Source organism: Priestia sp. 179-F W1.4 NHS (assembly GCF_045369295.1).
GTDB lineage: Bacteria > Bacillota > Bacilli > Bacillales > Bacillaceae_H > Priestia > Priestia zanthoxyli.
Map to the genome: position 1 here is coordinate 896,573 of NZ_JBIQFF010000001.1, position 16,801 is coordinate 913,373.

The following is a 16,801-nucleotide window of genomic DNA, read 5'->3' on the forward strand; positions in this document are numbered from 1 at the left end:
ACCGCCCAAAAGGCGGTTTTTTTTATGCTTATAGCTGTGCTCACAAACGCACTGCATTCATTCTCTGATGACAAAGTCTACGTGTTTTTTTGATTAACATTCGTTAAAATAAGTATTTACGTACTGTTCAAACTGAAGCCAATCGTCCACGCGAGGAACATTTACATCTTCGTTATACGGGTAGCTCATGGCAACAGCATGGCGGCCTGTAGCTTGAAAAGCCTTCAAATTATGAGGTGCATCATCAAATAGCAAGTCTCCGTATATTTTATCTTTTTGGTGTGTAAACACGATATTGTACTTTCCGATAAACGGAAGGTGTTTTTCAACCCACTGCTCTTTTTCTGTATAAGCATAGGTACGGCTGCTTGTGACAATTAAAATGGAAAACCTTTCATAAAGTCGTTTAAGAACCTCAACAGCATGAGGCAGAGGTTGTAAATGTAAAAAAAGCCCCGGCTGATCGAGGTAGTCATAAATCTTTGTGCCGCATTCCGGCTTTACATACTTTTCTGATTCCCAGCATTTTAACTTTTCAACCGATAAGCTGTCGCAATAATCTTTGTTATATTGGTTATGCCAATCCGTCATAAGATCACAAATGACAGAATCCATGTCAATTAAAAGGGTGTGCATTTATTCAACTTCCTTTACAGTATTCATCTACACGCTTGGTTTTGCAATGCGCTGCTTCTACTATACCAAATCTTTTACATGCAGAAAAAGAGCAAGCCGCATCAAAATCACACAGCTTGCCCTTTTTATCGAAACTACATTCTTTTAGCACCTAAATAGCGTTTGCTCCAATAGCTCTCTTTTAGAGAAGAGATGCTCACACCTTTAGATGAAGAACAGTGAAGAAACTGGTTGTTTCCTAAATAAATTCCTGCATGGGAAGGCCCTTTTGTATAGGTTTGGAAGAACACAATATCTCCAGCTTTTGGACTTGAGACGCGCGTTCCTTTTTGATAAATCTGAGCTACTGTTCGAGGAAGCTGAACCCCGCCGCCATGTTTGAACGCATAGCCAATAAAACCGCTGCAGTCAAAGCCGCTTGGCGTTGTTCCGCCCCAGCGATAGCGAACGCCCATGTACTGTTTTCCTTTGTTAATCACTGCGTTAGGGTTATAGCGCGCTGAGCTAGAAGGCGATTTGCCCTTTGCTGAAACGCCTAGTTTAGCGTACGTTCCTTTTCCGACAATACCATCTGCTGCTAGTCCATTTTTGCGCTGAAATGATTTTACAGCAGAAGTTGTAACAGTCCCAAAGTATGTAGTTGTATTTCCTTTAAAATAACCTTTATTTTTCAACGTTTGTTGTAGTTGTTTAACATCTTGGTGATTCATGCCTTGGCGAAGCGTTTGGTCGCCTAGAGCCGCTTGGCTGACAATCGGGCTAGTAGAAACAATAACGCCAGCGAGCGTAAGAGCTGCTATTACTTTTTTCATAAAACTAGTACCCCCTGAAAATTTTTCCTAATTTGAGTAAATTCATCATATCATCTTTCGACAGTATTCTACGTTACAATTTCATTACATATATGAAAAAAATGAAATATAACGGTGAATATAGTCGTATAAAAGCTGTAATTAAAAGGGTTCTTTAGATGTGCAATATCACTAGAAAAACTTTGAATATTTGACGGTAAATAACTAAAAGATATGAAAAAGTATGTACATTTAAAATTTAACAAAGAAATATGTTGTGAATTACTACACAAAAAGTTCGAACTCGGGTAAAATGTAGAACTATAATATAGTAGTCATGTATGTGACTTTGATGAGGTGAAAGTAATGAAAAGAATAGGTGTATTAACAAGCGGCGGAGATTCTCCAGGTATGAATCCTGCGGTTCGTGCTGTTGTGCGTAAAGCAATTCATGAAGGTATGGAAGTTTATGGTATCTTCCAAGGGTATCAAGGGTTAATAGAAGGGAATATTAAAAAGCTAGAAGTTGGAGATGTTGGTGACATCATTCAACGCGGCGGAACGATGCTTTATTCTGCAAGATGTCCAGAATTTAAAACAGAAGAAGGGCGTTTAAAAGGTATTGAAAACCTTAAGAAGCACGGTATTGAAGGCTTAGTAGTTATCGGTGGAGACGGATCATATATGGGAGCTGTAAAACTAACAGAGCTTGGTTTCCCATGTATCGGTATTCCAGGAACAATTGATAACGACATTCCAGGAACAGATTTTACACTAGGATTTGATACGGCTCTTCATACGGTTATCGACGCAATTGATAAAATCCGTGATACGGCGACTTCTCATGAACGTACGTTTATTATTGAAGTTATGGGTCGTAATGCAGGAGACATTGCTCTTTGGTCAGGTCTTGCTGGCGGTGCGGAAACAATCCTTATCCCAGAAGCAAAAGATGAGTTCCAAGAAATGGTTGATCGTTTGAGAAAAGGACAAGAGCGCGGTAAAAAGCACAGCATTATCGTGGTAGCTGAAGGTGTAGCCAATGGTAATGAAGTAGCGAAACAGCTTCATGAAGCTGCAGGTATTGAAACGCGTGTAACAGTATTAGGACACATTCAGCGCGGTGGTTCCCCAACTGCTCAAGATCGTGTGCTAGGAAGCCGTTTCGGTGGTCGTGCAGTCGAACTTTTACTAGAAGGTAAAGGCGGCCGTGCAATCGGTATCCGTAAAAATGAAATTGTAGATTATGATATTATGGAAATTTTAGGTGAACCTCACCATATCAATGCTGATATGTACCGTTTATCTAAAGAGCTTTCAATCTAATCACAGTATTACTGAGGCGAAACTTCTTATATTGAAGGAGTTTCGTCTTTTTTTGACTGCATCCCTGTCCCTTCGCAGTGTTTGCATGTTTTCATGTAACCGATACCAGGAATAACAGCTAGCTTTCCGAGCCCTTTGCAAAAAGTGCAAATTAATTCAAAACCAAACATTGGTTCATCCCCTCTGTACACGTTTTCTTTCAGTTTATCATAAAAGTAGACAAATAATTTTAAAAATTATAGAAATAATCAAAAAAATGATTACATTTGAACAGCGAGTGATATAGTAAAGAGAGAAGACCATTTTATAAAAGAGGAGAGGAAGCGTGATGTTTAAACGAATTTTACTTGCCTCAGATGGCTCAGAGCATGCAGCTAAAGCAACAGAAAAAGCCGTTCAGCTGGCTCAGCTTACGGAAAACAGTTTTATTCAAGTTATTTATGCAGTAGAAGGTGATTCAAGATTAAAATCACTTAGCCGCGACGAGGAACGGGAAAGTCGGATACATACAACGGATGAAATTTTAAAGCAAGGAAACGTGGAGTATGAGATTACCTTTATGCACGGAGACGCGGCTAAAACAGTGATTCAATTTGCTAATCAAAATTCATTTGACCTTGTAGTAATAGGAAGCAGAGGGTTAAATCCTGTAAAAGGCATGCTGCTTGGAAGCGTTAGTTCTAAGATAGCACAGCAAGTAACAATTCCTGTGCTAATTGTTAAATAGGAGAGAAATGCAATGTCAAACCAGTACAAAGAATTAAAACAGCTCATTGATGATGCTAAACACATTTGTTTTTTTACGGGAGCAGGAATGAGCACAGAGTCGGGCATACCTGACTTTCGCTCTCAAAATGGCTTATATCGCCAAAACAAAAGCTTTGTGGACATAGTAGCTGCTGACTTCTATGAACAGTATCCTCATGAATTTTGGCCGCTGTTTAAAGGAATTTTTCATATTAAAATGCTGCATCAGTATAAAGCAAATACGGGCCATCGCTTTATTGCTGAACTAGAAGACGCCAAAACCGTGCATGTGATTACGCAAAATATCGATGGGCTGCACCAAGATGCAGGAAGCACGAATGTTTTTGAAATTCATGGGTCCATTAAGAGAGCTCATTGTCCGAGGTGTAAAAAAGAGTATGACTTAGCGTATTTAAATCAGTCAGCTCTCCCACAATGTACAGCGTGTGAGCGCCTTTTAAAGCCAAATGTTGTTCTCTTTGGAGATGCCATTCATCAGTTCGATGAAGCAGTTACAGCAGCGCTGTCATCTGATTTATTCATCGTGCTTGGTTCATCGCTTGAAGTAGCACCGATTAATCAGATTCCGCTGCTTGTGAGCCGGTACAATCGTACAAATATGGTGATTATTAATAAAGAACCTACGCATTACGATTATTTGTTTGATTTGGTTATCTATGATTCCATTGGACAAGTGGTTGCAAATTTATAAGCGTCTATGCATGGACATAGCGCTTTTTTAGCATTTAGTGATAAAGTGTAGGGATGTATCATATGGTGTAGTACATCATCCATTCGCTAATGGATAGAAGGGATGTTTTTGCATATGAGTGGAGGCCTGAGGGTTTGTCTTTTCATTGTTGGTATTGCACTCAAAGTGACAGCTGTTTTGACTTTGATTTTTGAAATGAATCTTGTCCCTATTCACGGAAGGAGTCTCACTTATTATGCTGAAGCGATAGGTATGAAACTCCCCATTATCTGTTTTGTCCTTGGTTTTTTTTGTGTAGCAGCAAGCTTTTATTTGCCTGCTAAAAATCGCCGCACCAGTAAATAGCAAGGGCAGGAGACTAACTAAAACGTTTGACTGCAAAGTTTTTAACATTTAAAATAAAGTCAATAAGTCTAAAAAGAAATAGGATAATTATTCCTGAATCTTTTTAGATATACGGAAATAGAGGTGATTGGATGGGGCAGTGTACCACGTTGGCGAAGTAGCATTATATGCACCAGTGTCAAAGCGTACAATACAGTATTATACAAACCTACATTTGCTTCACGCATATCGCTCTTTATCACATAATCGCTCTTTTAAGACGTTAACAGACTTTAACTTTATAAAGATTGGAAACTACTAAATTTTTTATAAATGAATTGGAAGAGAGAATCAGCGCTGAAGCAACATCATGAAATGAAGCGATGTGAGCCATTGCTTCACATCTAGAACAGCTGAATAAAGAATGACCTGCTAGATTAACGAGTGAAACGTGAGATAAGGAAGAAAGGCTGGCAGTTTTGCTCCATATAAAAATGTTTATACATTTATCATGTGATTCCTCCTTATATGCACTTTTCCAAGTGATCAGTACAGGGATAGAGTTCTTTATCCAAATTTTTTATTTTTTAGGAGGTGAGTCCTTACTCGTTTTTAAACGAGCTAAGGAACTTGATTGGACATATTTAACTTGATTTTACTAGCGGTACTGATTGCATTAACTGCTTTTTTCGTTGCTACCGAGTTTGCGATTATTCGCGTGAGGAGTTCCAAAGTGGATCAGCTTATAGCAGAAGGGAGCAGCAATGCAAAAGCTGCGAAGCAAGTTATTTCAAATTTAGATGAATACTTATCTGCGTGCCAGCTTGGTATTACGATTACTGCGCTGGGAATTGGTTGGTTAGGAGAGCCTACGCTTTCGCATCTCCTGTCACCATTACTTGATCAACTAGGGATAAGCGGAGCGTTAACAAAAGTACTATCTGTTGCGATTTCTTTTGCGGTTGTTACATTTATAAATGTTGTGGTCGGAGAGCTTGCTCCGAAAACATTTGCAATTCAAAAAGCAGAGAAAGTCACTTTATTATTTGTTCGTCCGCTTATACTCTTTTATAAAGTAACCTATCCTTTCATTTGGCTATTAAACAGTTCTTCTCGTTTAATAACAGGGTTATTTGGTCTAAAGCCTGCTTCAGAAAATGAGCTTGCACACAGTGAAGAAGAGCTTCGCATCTTGTTATCAGAAAGCTATAAAAGCGGTGAAATCAATCAATCGGAGTTTAAATATGTAAGTAAAATTTTTGACTTTGATGATCGCGTTGCCAAGGAGATTATGGTGCCGCGTACGGAAGTCGTTTCAATTGACCAGGAAGATACGGTCGAATACATCCTTGAGATGGTCCAAGAAGAACGGTTTACCCGCTATCCGGTCATCGATGGAGATAAAGACCATATTATTGGAATGGTCAATATGAAAGAAATTTTAACCGAGATTGTCATGAACAACAGCAAGGAAAAAATAGATTTAAAACAGTATATCCGTCCTGTTATTGAAGTAATTGAATCGATTCCTATTCATGATTTATTGCTTAAGATGCAGCGTGAACGCATCCATATGGCTATTTTAATTGATGAATACGGTGGAACAGCAGGGATTGTAACAGTAGAGGATATTTTAGAAGAAATTGTCGGTGAAATTCGTGATGAATTTGATGCGGATGAACTTCCATTAATTCAGAAAGTCAAACCCGATCATTATATTGTAGATGGAAAATTATTAGTAAGTGAGCTTAACGAGCTGCTTGGCACGACAATTGATGATACGGATGTTGATACAATTGGAGGCTGGGTCTTAACGGAAAAATATGACGTCAAACAAGGAGAAAGCCTTAGCTTTGATCAGTATGATTTTACCGTTACGAAAATGGAAGGCCATCACATTCAATATATTGATGTGATTAAAAAACGTCAGGTACATCAAAGTACGGATGAAGCGGTTAATGTGTCGGATATGAACCAGTCACAGGCTTTATCTTCATAATAAGAAGGCGCATTGCGAAAGAGCAGTGCGTCTTTTTTAAAAAGAAAGTGTGGAGGGAAGATGACAAAGTCATATGATGGAACTATGGGATAATATTACCGCTATGAATCTTGAAATCAATTTGCTTTAATAAAAGTATGAAAACTCTATCAAAACTTTTATTAGTAACATTGTTGTCTGTCACTCTAGCTTTTGGTCTTAATAACACTGCGCAAGCAGCAACCGTACATACCGTTCAATCGGGAGATACGATGTGGAAAATAGCAGTAAAATATCAGGTGGGCGTTTCCGAGCTGATTGAAGCGAATTCTGCTATTAAAAATCCTAATTCGATCTATCCGGGACAAAAAATTACCATACCAACAGATAAAGCGGGAAGTTCATACGAAGAGCAAGTGGTTCAGCTAGTGAATCAAGAACGTGCTAAAGTAGGGCTTAAGCCTTTAAAGTCTAATTGGGAAGTAGCTCGCGTGGCTCGCTATAAATCGCAGGATATGATTGATAAAAATTATTTCAGTCATACATCGCCTACATATGGAAGTCCGTTCGACATGATGAAAAAATTTGGCATTACATACAGTACAGCAGGTGAAAATATCGCTGCTGGACAAGCAACTCCAAAAGAAGTGGTTAACGCATGGATGAATAGCGAAGGTCACCGTAAAAACATACTATCAAGTCAATTTACCGAAATCGGAGTAGGTTACGCTAAAGGCGGAAGCTACGGTCATTACTGGACTCAAATGTTCATTTCAAACTAAAGAAGAAAGGAAAAAAAGCTGACTACTAAGTCAGCTTTTTTTAGCTTCGAGCACTTTCTAGAAATTCTTTTGGATTGCCAGAAAGCTTTCCGTCCTGCTCAACGATGAGTGTGCGCGTAGGGAAAGCAAATTCTACGCCTTCTTCTTCAAGAATGTCCATAATTTCGAAGTTTATATTTTCTTTTACATCTAAGTAATCAGCAAAAACGGTTGTATTTGTAAAGAAATACAGATAGATATTTAAACTAGATTCATAGAAACCGTCAAAATTTACAAGAATCGTTTCATTGTGAATTTCTTCGTGCTCAGTCAGCATCTTTTTAATTCTTGCCACTACGGTTTCTAACTTTTCTTTTGGTGTATTATAATTCAAGTTTAAATGAAAGGCAATTTGACGTTTCCCCATTTTAGCCCAGTTAATAATAGGTTCATTAGAAAGAGTAGCATTTGGAACCGTTACGACTGCTTGAGCGAACGTTCGAACTTTGGTGCTTCGAAACGTAATATCTTCTACAACGCCTTCAACACTTGGTGTTTTAATCCAATCTCCAATGGTAAAAGGCTTTTCAGTAATAATTACGATTCCGCCGAATAAATTACTAACGGTGTCTTTTGCGGCTAGGGCAAAAGCAAGACCACCTAAGCCAAGACCCGCTACAAAGCCGTTTACGTTAAAACCCCATTCTTCTGCGATGATGGAGATAGAAAGCATAACAACAACGATGCGGATGAACTTTTCAATAAAAGGAATAATGATTCGATCCACTTGGATATCAAAATTTTTGGCAAACGTTGCAAAAAATAAATTGGTAGAAGCAGCTAAATTATACAAGCCCCATCCTGCAAGGCCAACAGAAGCTGAACGAACTAAATGTCTTTCCGTGTCGGCTGTTAAAACATCAAAGGGAAGATAGGGAAGAGCAAGCTTGAAACCAATAATCACAAAAATCCAGCGCAGCGGCTTTTCAAAAGCTTCTAAAACGCTCGTAATTAAATTGATTTTTTTATTTTTGACAAAACCAATAATAAACTTAAACAAATAAGTCGTGAAAAGCTTGCGAAGAATTAAAAAGATCAAAAAGATCCCAATCGCAATCACGATTTTTTTCCAATCATCTAATGATGATAGAGACTTCAAAAAATCCATACAATCCTCCTAGTTACCAAAACTGTGCTACAGTCCATTTATATCCGTCAATTGAAAGCATTCCTATGTAGAGTGTTCTTTACCCTAAATTCATGCTTTTTAAAAGCTTCTTCCCTATTAAAATAGCACAAAAATACCTGTAAATCTATTTAAGTGATAATTATGAATATATCTCTTTTTAGTAAAAGAGACAGACAATAGTCTGAAAATAAGTTGTATAATAAATAGGTGATATTATAAACATTAATTTATCTTATTATTTATTTAAAACGTTCGTTGGAGGGAGAAAGCTTTGTTAAGTCAATTAAATAGAATGCTAGAAAAATTGATGCCATTTATTACGCCGGTCAGCTTGCTCATAGGAGTTCTTATCGGTTCATCATTAAGTCAGTATACCTTCTTAATTCCATGGCTTTTTGCATTAATGACCTTTGCCGGAAGTTTGAATTCAAACTTTCACCAGTTAAATGCCACGATACACCGTCCATTTCCAATCATTATGGCTCTGTTTGTTTTACATATTTTTATGCCAGCATGGGCTTGGAGCGTTGGCCAAGTGATTTTTCCACATGATGTATTTACAAGCACGGGTCTTTTGCTAGCAGCAATTATTCCAACGGGAGTGACTAGTTTTATATGGGTCTCGATTTACAAAGGAAGCATTCCTCTTGCACTATCCATTATTTTAATTGATACTCTTTTAGCACCGCTTATCGTTCCTTATACGCTTTTATTGGTGGTTGGAGACACCGTACATTTGGAAGCGCTAAAGTTAGTCAAAGATTTATGTTTTATGATTGTCCTTCCATCTCTGTTAGGCATGTGCTTAAATCAATATACAAAAGGAACAATTAAGCAGACCTTAGGACCAAAGCTGGCACCTGTTTCGAAAATAGGGTTAAGTGTGATGGTTATGGTAAACGGGGGAGTGATTGCACCTTATTTAAAACATATTGATAAAAAACTGCTGTTTATTATCGTGATTGTCTTTTTAATGAGTTCAGCTGGTTATTTCTTCAGCTGGATGATTGGCAAATGGCTAAGATGGGACCGAGCAAAAGTTGTGACGCTTACGTTTTGCGGAGGCATGAGAAATATTAGCGCCGGAGCCGTATTAGCCGTATCTTATTTTCCAGCTCCCGTTGCTGTACCGGTCGTATTAGGGATGTTATTTCAGCAGGTATTAGCTGCTTTATCAGGGCGTTTAGTTCAAAACTATTACCAGAAAAAAGACGCTGAATTTGCTTCATTAAAATAAATGAAAAAAGCAAGGGACGAACCACAGTAATCATAAAGTAAGCACTCTGGTTTAACGATCAGAGATAAGATACTTTTACACTTGCTGCGTTCAAGATAATGAGATGATTAGAAAAAGGTGCGGTGTGGCATACTAGAAAGAAAAAGGTCGGATATTCTTGCTTATCAATATAGCGCTGGCGTTTGTTTTACCTTGGATTTTTGGCACCCTCTATTTACATCCTAGAAATCGTCGTTTACTGCCTTTAGTAGGAACTGCTTTTTGCATTTTAGCAATCGTTATCAATGAGTTAGGGAGCTATTATGGCTTTTGGAAACTCGGGACTTCTTTAGAAAATGAAGCATTAGAAGCGCTGCCTTTTAATTTAGGTGTTTATCCTGTATTGGCCAGCTATATGATTTTTTTAATCCAGCGAATCGGAAAGCCCCATTTTTTTATTTTTCTTATAGCGCTGTTTACAACATTTTTAGAAGGAACGTATATGTATATGGAAAGAGTTATATACGGAAACGGATGGAATGTCGGCTGGACATTTTTTTCCTATTGGATTCCGTACAGCGTAATTTATTTATACTATAGGTATTTGGTTAGTCTTAGACTGCTTCACTAGAAGAAAAAAAGAAGTAAATTTGCACAGTAAAAAAAGCCGTGAGTATTCACGGCTTTTTTTATTAGATCGCTTCTTTCGAGCTAGATTTATCTTTTGAATGATTCCATGCATCAATATTATCAAGTCCAGAAATGCTGTCTTGATAGAAGACAGGGTCTTTTCCAGCTTTCTTTTGGGCAAGATAATCTTTGAGTGCGGCAAAGGCCACTTTCGAGAGCAAGAGAATTGCGATTAAGTTGACTACTACCATAAAGCCCATAAACAGGTCTGCTAAGTCCCATACAAGCTGAATTTGAGAAATAGAACCGAACACAATCATTGCAAGCACAGCAACACGATAAGTCATCAGCCAAGCTTTATTTGTGTTCAAGAACTCAATATTTGTTTCTCCGTAATAGTAGTTACCAATTAATGTACTAAACGCAAATAGGAAAATCATAATTGCAAGAGCACCTGTTGCCCAAGAACCAATATGAGTGCTTAAAGCAGCTTGTGTTAATTCAATACCGCTTAAATTTTTATTTGTATAAGTACCTGAAAGTAAAATGATAAAAGCAGTACTACTACAAATAATAAGCGTATCTGTCAATACACCAAAGGCTTGAATTAATCCTTGTTTTACCGGGTGGCTTGTTGTTGCAGCTGCGGCTGCATTCGGCGCACTACCCATACCCGCTTCGTTTGAGAATAATCCGCGTTTAATTCCTTGCATAAGAGCTGCTCCAAGAGAACCGCCGGCAATTTGATCGAAACCAAATGCATTTTTAACGATTAACGCAATAAGAGAAGGCATTTCTTGAATGTTCATGATAATAATGAAAAGTGCTACTGCAATATAGGCAACAGCTAGTACCACAACAATGTATTCTGACATTTTTGCAATACGCTTAACTCCGCCAAAAATAATGGCAGCGAAAGCCACTGTCATAATAATTCCTAACACTAAACGATTTGTTCCAAACGCATTTTCAAACGCAAGGGTAATCGTGTTTGATTGTACAGCATTAAAAATTAAGCCGAATGATAAAGTGATTAAGACAGCAAACAGTCCGCCCATCCAGCGCTTCTTTAACCCTTTTTCCATATAGTAAGCCGGTCCGCCTCGGAAGCCGCCGTCTTTGTCTTTTACTTTGTATATTTGTGCTAACGTACTTTCGATAAATGCTGAAGCTGAACCGATAACGGCAAGCACCCACATCCAAAATACAGCACCAGGTCCCCCTAAAGCGATCGCAATCGCAATACCTGTAATGTTCCCCGTACCAACGCGGGCTGCCATACTGATACAAAACGCTTGGAATGGCGAAATTCCGTCTTTAGAAGAGCTATCCGCACCTTCTTTTAATACACGAACCATTTCTTTTAATAACCGAATTTGTAAAAACTTTGACCTGAATGTAAAAAACAAACCAAATGCAATCAGCATCGCAATCAGTAAGTAGGACCAAAGAAATTCGTTGATTGAACTAACAAAACCTTGAACTACTTCTTGCATAGTTTCACCTCTTCATGAATTATAGTAGAATAATAATAAAAAACGTGAATTTATAGAATTTTCCCTCTATTTAGATAGATCTCCCTATTTCCCCGCTGTTTTTCTTCATTATCCTTGTCGAATCTTGTTGCTAAATCTGAACCTTATATATATATAAAATAATAATTTTGGTCTTTTGTCAACTAACCTCACATGGAAAAATAGGGTGATATGACAAATGAAGCGGGTATGAAAAGGTGATAACAGCAGGGATGAAAGAAATTTCATTTTGTTTTACTTAATTGTTGCTAGAAAATAAAAGTTTTAGGCCAAGTACCCCAAAAACGGTTCCTTTTACATATTTTAATGTGTGCTGAAAGATACGGCTTTTTTTGACTTTCTTCCCAAGGCCAGAAGCAAATAGCGCAATAAGTGAAAAGATGATGAGCGTTTCGGCGATAAAGATGATTCCAAACAACATCATCTGCAAACTTACATGTCCAAGAGACGAATTAACAAACTGCGGTAAGAACGTAATGAAGAAAATAGCTACTTTTGGATTGGTTAAGTTGCTAACAAATCCTTTTCTAAAGTGATGGTGGTGCTGAACGTTTTCTGTTAATTCCAACGGACCGCTTTTTTCGCGAAACGATTGGTAGGCTAAAAACAGCAGGTACAGAACACCTACAACCTTTAGAATCGTAAAGGCAATAATTGATTTTTGAAAGATAATAGATAGCCCCACTGCGGCTAAAAGAGTATGTACAAATGTTCCCGTAATAGATCCCAGTACGGTTTTGATGCCTGCTTTGACGCCTGAAGCAATACTTTGTGTCATTACAAAGATCATGTCTTGTCCTGGTATTAAGACAATGATAAGTGACACGGCTATGTAAGGTATAAGCCAAGAAAATGTCATGATAATTCCCTCCCAACAGAATTTTAACCATTTCGACAAAAAGTTCTCAAGAGTGTGTGCTAATGAATTAATGGTTTAATGGAGTAAAGCTAAGAAGGTATAAGAGCGTAAAAAGAGGTTATTCTCCTTAATAAAAATCAATAAAAGGTGTAGGAAAAAAATAGGTGGTGTTGTATAATAATTCGATATACTTAATTTTTATAGAAAGAAGGTAAAATTTATGAACTACTGTTTAGCACAGCCGGAGGACGCTGCTACAGTTCACGATCTTATGCTGCAAGCCTTCTCCGTCTATCGCGATTCTGTCCCACCTTCCAGTGCTCTTGATGAAACAACGGAATCTATTATGCAATCGTTAAAGCATGGAAAAGAAGCTGTCATTTTATACGTCGAAAATAAGCCCGTAGCGATGGCGCGTTTTACGCTAGAAGAAACGAGCTTATATTTTTACCGTCTGTCTGTTATTCCTGCTTTTCAAGGAAAAGGACTGGCTAAACGGCTTATTCAATGGTTAGAAACATACGCCAAAGAGTGTGGTAAGGAAAGTTTATCATGCAAGGTGAGAATGAGTGTTTCTCGTAATATAGCTTTATATGAATCAATCGGCTTTTACATGGAGGAACAAGAAATCGTACATAGAGGGGGAGTGAATATTCCCGTAGTAAATATGAAAAAAGAGATTCTAAAAGGAGTAATGGCATGAATAAATCAACTCTTCCTTTACCGCCTCCTGTCTTTCTTTTAATCGGTGTATTAGCCGTTTCCTTTTCTTCTATTTTAATTAAATGGTCGGATGCGCCTGCTTCTATTTTAGGAATGTATAGACTGCTGTTTACCGTCCTTTTATTTTTACCGTTTTTACCATGGAGAAAAATGAAAATTCTTTTTAAAAACAGCACGGTAAAAGAATGGCTAATGCTAGCTGTATCAGGCGTGTTTTTAGGGCTTCACTTTCTGTTTTGGATGGAATCTTTTTCACATACAACAGTTGCTAGCGCTATGATTTTGACTACGCTCGAGCCGGTCTTCGTAGTGATTGGAGCTTATTTTTTATTTAAAGAAAAAACAAGCAAAGTAGGAGTCATTAGTATTTTAATGGCTGTTAGCGGCTCGGTGATTATCGCATCGGGCGATATCGGAGTATCTAAAACGGCTCTTTACGGAGACTTACTTTCTGTTTTAGGTACAGTGGCCGTTTCTGTTCATATGCTGGCGGGGCAAGATCTATGCAGGAAAATGCCTCCAATCATCTATAGCTTCGCCGTTTTTTTAATCGGTGGACTGGTTCTATTTGTCTACAATATTTGTACAAACGTATCGCTGACTCAGTATGATACAAAGGATTGGTGGATCTTTTTGCTTTTAGCGCTTATTCCTAATATTTTTGGTCACGCCTTATTTAACTGGCTGTTAAAGTATGTAGGTGCTACAACGATTTCGATGGCTATTTTAGGCGAGCTAATTGGTGCCATCATTCTCGCCTATTTCTTGCTTGGAGAAATGACAACCATTTCTCAGCTAGCGGGAGGAATGATTGTGATGATTAGTGTGATGATCTTCTTAAAGTACAAAGCAGCAGAGCCCGAAAAAGTTATAGCTTTTCAAGAAAAGTCGAATATCAGCTAATGGGATAGGCAAGCAGCACCGAGTATGATACAGTTTATTTATCATTATTTACCATTTAGTAAAGAGGTTTTTATTAAACTACATAAAGCAGGTGTAAATATGCTGAAAAAACTAACGGACCACGTTTATTACTTTCCTCATTCTGAAGAAACGGATCGGCCGGTGCTCGGGCTTATATGCGGGGAGAAGTATAGTTTCCTCGTAGATGCTGGGAATTCTCCTGCGCATGCATCATCATTTTTAGAAGAAGTGGAAAAAATGGGAGCCCCTCCAATCAAAGGAGTAGCTATTACGCATTGGCACTGGGATCATACATTTGGCATTCATGCAATGAACAAATATACAATCAGCCATCATTTGACGAAGAAAAAGCTGGCCTATTTAAAGACACTGCGCTGGGACGATGATTCCTTGGATAAACGCGTCCAGGAAGGGGAGGAAATCGAATTTTGCCGGGATATGATAAAGAAAGAAATGCCGTGTCGAGAGACGTTAATTTTACGGGAGCCGGACGTAACGTTTCATCATCATATGGAAGTTGACCTAGGTGGAATCACTTGTTGCATTCAGCATATTGGAGGGGTACACGCGCAGGACTCGTCCGTTGTCTACGTCCCCAAAGAAAAAGTACTGTTTTTAGGTGATTGTCTATGTCCAGATTTTTATAGCGGTGACTGGAGTTATGATAAAGAAGACCTTGAGCGGATTCAGAGAGAACTTAAAAAATATGATGCGCAGTATTATCTTTCATCTCATTTTGACCCTGAAACTTCTGAGGAACTTTGGAGAGATTTAAACCAATTGAGTGCGATTGGAGAAATTGTAGGAAATGAAGTCGATTTAGAAAAAGCATGTTTTCAGTTTGAATGTGAAACGTATAAGAAGCCAACAAATGAGCAAAAAGAGAGAATACAGTATTTTGTTAATGGAAATGTCAAACGTAAAAGCAGAGAACTGTTTTGATAGTTTATGCATAGCCTAATGGTAAGTAAGCCCGCCTGTTCATACTATATTATGAGCAGGCGGGCTTATTGAATTGGTTATGCTGTGATATGAGTTTTAAGTTATGATACTAAAATAAATAACTTGACGAAACAAAGTTATAAAAATATAATAAGTTACATAAAGTAAGTTAATTCAAAAATGATCTATTTAAAAGGAGAAATAACCATGAACTTTCACCGTGCACCCCATGTATTTGTTGGGAAAGTAAATTTAAAAGTAGAAAATTTAGAGCGTTCACTTGCTTTTTATCAGCAAATAATCGGGTTTAAACTTTTAGGGAGAAAAGAGAACAAAGCCTTGTTAACAGCTGATGGACGCACGGCGCTTTTATCGATTGAACAGCCGGAAAACGTTACAGCAAAACAGCCTCGTACAACAGGCTTATATCATTTTGCTCTATTGCTGCCGACTCGTTCTGATTTAGGAAGTATTCTGCAGCATTTGTTAAATAGCGGTTATCCGCTTCAAGGGGCGTCTGATCATCTAGTGAGTGAAGCGCTGTACTTGGCAGATCCAGATGGAAACGGCATAGAGATTTATCGAGATCGTCCGTCAAGTACATGGGAATGGAATGACAGTGAAGTAGTAATGGCTACAAAACCTTTAGACGCAGAAGCGATATTATCTGAAGGAAACGGTAAACCATGGACAGGATTACCTTCAGCTACCTTAATGGGACATATTCACCTTCACGTTTCTGAATTAGAGCAAACGGAAAACTTTTATCGAAATGGATTAGGTTTTGAGGTTGTGAGCAATTACCATAATCAAGCCTTGTTTATTTCAACTGGGCGCTATCATCATCACATCGGACTAAACGTTTGGAATGGAATTGGAGCTCCTAGTCCTCTTGAAAACAGCGTTGGTTTGGACTCATTTACACTTGTTTTTCCAGCTGAAGAAGCAAGGGAACAGGCAATAAATCAGCTTCGTGAAATTGGAGCAGCTGTTTCTAAAGAAAACCAAGATTTTTTCACAAAAGATCCATCAGGCAATATAATTAGATTAGTCCTTTGACATAAAAGCTGCCGCAGTTGGCAGCTTTTATTTATCGCAATGTTCGTCAAAATAGACAAGAAGTGTACACTTTTTTCTCAAATAGTAAGAGGATAATGACGAAAACGGTGTTATTTTCAGGGAAATAAACGAAGAGTCTTACGTTTAAAAAAGTTTGTAAACAAGCGGGCGTGGGAATAAAATACATATCAAGCATCATTTCTTATCGTTATTGAATTTTTATATAAAGTCTTTTCATATAAAACCTTGAAGGAAGGGAGCGGAAACCTGTGAGATATAAAGTGAAACATTGGCTTAGATTAACTTCAGACGAGCGCTATCTTGTATTGTTTGCTACTGCTGCTTTGCAAAAAGAAAAGCGATAAAAGAGTTGTTAATAGTAAGGAAAGTAGCTTTATATGCTAACGAAAAGGTAATAAAAGGCCTGAAAATAATATATTTATTTTCAG

At 37.9% G+C, this 16,801-nt stretch carries 18 protein-coding genes; 12 read left to right on the forward strand and 6 right to left on the reverse strand.

What is annotated here, in order from left to right; translation table 11 throughout:
• Window positions 1–93 precede the first annotated feature (93 nt).
• Both ACH0CI_RS04580 and ACH0CI_RS04585 read right to left on the reverse strand, forming a co-directional pair.
• Window positions 94–636: a 5' nucleotidase, NT5C type gene (locus ACH0CI_RS04580; protein ID WP_335707704.1), complete on the reverse strand. Its 543-nt coding sequence runs from the start codon at window positions 634–636 to the stop codon at window positions 94–96.
• A 134-nt stretch (window positions 637–770) separates the two neighbouring features.
• Window positions 771–1,448 carry a C40 family peptidase gene (locus tag ACH0CI_RS04585; RefSeq protein ID WP_016765281.1) on the reverse strand — a complete coding sequence of 226 codons (678 nt, stop codon included), beginning with the start codon at window positions 1,446–1,448 and terminating at the stop codon, window positions 771–773.
• Between the two features lie 345 nt (window positions 1,449–1,793).
• Between ACH0CI_RS04585 and pfkA the strand changes: the two genes are divergently transcribed.
• Window positions 1,794–2,753: a 6-phosphofructokinase gene (gene pfkA / locus ACH0CI_RS04590; protein WP_028415086.1), complete on the forward strand. Its 960-nt coding sequence runs from the start codon at window positions 1,794–1,796 to the stop codon at window positions 2,751–2,753.
• A gap of 26 nt (window positions 2,754–2,779) precedes the next feature.
• Here pfkA and ACH0CI_RS04595 read toward each other — a convergent pair whose 3' ends face one another.
• The gene (locus ACH0CI_RS04595) at window positions 2,780–2,923 is read right to left on the reverse strand and encodes a hypothetical protein (protein WP_013058677.1); all 144 of its coding nucleotides are present in this window, start codon (window positions 2,921–2,923) and stop codon (window positions 2,780–2,782) included.
• 158 nt (window positions 2,924–3,081) lie between these two features.
• Between ACH0CI_RS04595 and ACH0CI_RS04600 the strand changes: the two genes are divergently transcribed.
• The 5 genes from ACH0CI_RS04600 (at window position 3,082) to safA (ending at window position 7,296) form a co-directional block, all read left to right on the forward strand.
• Complete coding sequence (locus tag ACH0CI_RS04600) at window positions 3,082–3,480, forward strand: universal stress protein (protein ID WP_013058676.1); 399 nt, start codon at window positions 3,082–3,084, stop codon at window positions 3,478–3,480.
• Window positions 3,481–3,492: 12 nt separating this feature from the next.
• Window positions 3,493–4,212: an NAD-dependent protein deacylase gene (locus ACH0CI_RS04605; RefSeq protein ID WP_335707703.1), complete on the forward strand. Its 720-nt coding sequence runs from the start codon at window positions 3,493–3,495 to the stop codon at window positions 4,210–4,212.
• Between the two features lie 114 nt (window positions 4,213–4,326).
• Window positions 4,327–4,557 carry a YuzI family membrane protein gene (locus tag ACH0CI_RS04610; protein WP_016765278.1) on the forward strand — a complete coding sequence of 77 codons (231 nt, stop codon included), beginning with the start codon at window positions 4,327–4,329 and terminating at the stop codon, window positions 4,555–4,557.
• Window positions 4,558–5,170: 613 nt separating this feature from the next.
• Complete coding sequence (locus ACH0CI_RS04615) at window positions 5,171–6,535, forward strand: hemolysin family protein (protein WP_028415084.1); 1,365 nt, start codon at window positions 5,171–5,173, stop codon at window positions 6,533–6,535.
• Between the two features lie 137 nt (window positions 6,536–6,672).
• Window positions 6,673–7,296, forward strand: coding sequence for a SafA/ExsA family spore coat assembly protein (gene safA / locus ACH0CI_RS04620; RefSeq protein ID WP_074677042.1), 624 nt, complete (start codon window positions 6,673–6,675; stop codon window positions 7,294–7,296).
• A 40-nt stretch (window positions 7,297–7,336) separates the two neighbouring features.
• On the opposite strand, the gene ACH0CI_RS04625 is transcribed toward safA, so the two are convergent.
• Window positions 7,337–8,443 carry a mechanosensitive ion channel family protein gene (locus tag ACH0CI_RS04625; RefSeq protein ID WP_025750169.1) on the reverse strand — a complete coding sequence of 369 codons (1,107 nt, stop codon included), beginning with the start codon at window positions 8,441–8,443 and terminating at the stop codon, window positions 7,337–7,339.
• Window positions 8,444–8,735: 292 nt separating this feature from the next.
• Here ACH0CI_RS04625 and ACH0CI_RS04630 point away from each other — a divergent pair, with 292 nt between their 5' ends.
• Together ACH0CI_RS04630 and ACH0CI_RS04635 are read left to right on the forward strand one after the other, a co-directional pair.
• Window positions 8,736–9,701, forward strand: a complete 966-nt coding sequence (locus tag ACH0CI_RS04630) for a bile acid:sodium symporter family protein (RefSeq protein WP_048019912.1) — start codon at window positions 8,736–8,738, stop codon at window positions 9,699–9,701.
• A gap of 157 nt (window positions 9,702–9,858) precedes the next feature.
• A complete protein-coding gene (locus tag ACH0CI_RS04635; RefSeq protein WP_335707155.1) occupies window positions 9,859–10,311 on the forward strand; it encodes a CBO0543 family protein in 453 nt (150 codons plus the stop codon).
• A 61-nt stretch (window positions 10,312–10,372) separates the two neighbouring features.
• Here the strand turns inward: ACH0CI_RS04635 and ACH0CI_RS04640 are convergent, their stop codons facing one another.
• The gene (locus ACH0CI_RS04640) at window positions 10,373–11,806 is read right to left on the reverse strand and encodes an alanine/glycine:cation symporter family protein (protein ID WP_406900922.1); all 1,434 of its coding nucleotides are present in this window, start codon (window positions 11,804–11,806) and stop codon (window positions 10,373–10,375) included.
• 277 nt (window positions 11,807–12,083) lie between these two features.
• Window positions 12,084–12,704, reverse strand: coding sequence for a LysE family translocator (locus ACH0CI_RS04645; RefSeq protein WP_406900923.1), 621 nt, complete (start codon window positions 12,702–12,704; stop codon window positions 12,084–12,086).
• Window positions 12,705–12,924: 220 nt separating this feature from the next.
• Between ACH0CI_RS04645 and ACH0CI_RS04650 the strand changes: the two genes are divergently transcribed.
• The 4 genes from ACH0CI_RS04650 (at window position 12,925) to ACH0CI_RS04665 (ending at window position 16,352) form a co-directional block, all read left to right on the forward strand.
• Window positions 12,925–13,407, forward strand: a complete 483-nt coding sequence (locus tag ACH0CI_RS04650) for a GNAT family N-acetyltransferase (protein ID WP_406900924.1) — start codon at window positions 12,925–12,927, stop codon at window positions 13,405–13,407.
• Entirely contained in the window at window positions 13,404–14,330 is a 927-nt protein-coding gene (locus tag ACH0CI_RS04655) for a DMT family transporter (RefSeq protein ID WP_406900926.1), read from the forward strand. Before ACH0CI_RS04650 ends, ACH0CI_RS04655 begins: the two co-directional genes overlap by 4 nt.
• Window positions 14,331–14,354: 24 nt before the next feature.
• Window positions 14,355–15,293 carry an MBL fold metallo-hydrolase gene (locus ACH0CI_RS04660; protein ID WP_028415077.1) on the forward strand — a complete coding sequence of 313 codons (939 nt, stop codon included), beginning with the start codon at window positions 14,355–14,357 and terminating at the stop codon, window positions 15,291–15,293.
• 207 nt (window positions 15,294–15,500) lie between these two features.
• Window positions 15,501–16,352: a VOC family protein gene (locus ACH0CI_RS04665; RefSeq protein ID WP_335707459.1), complete on the forward strand. Its 852-nt coding sequence runs from the start codon at window positions 15,501–15,503 to the stop codon at window positions 16,350–16,352.
• Window positions 16,353–16,801 lie beyond the last annotated feature (449 nt).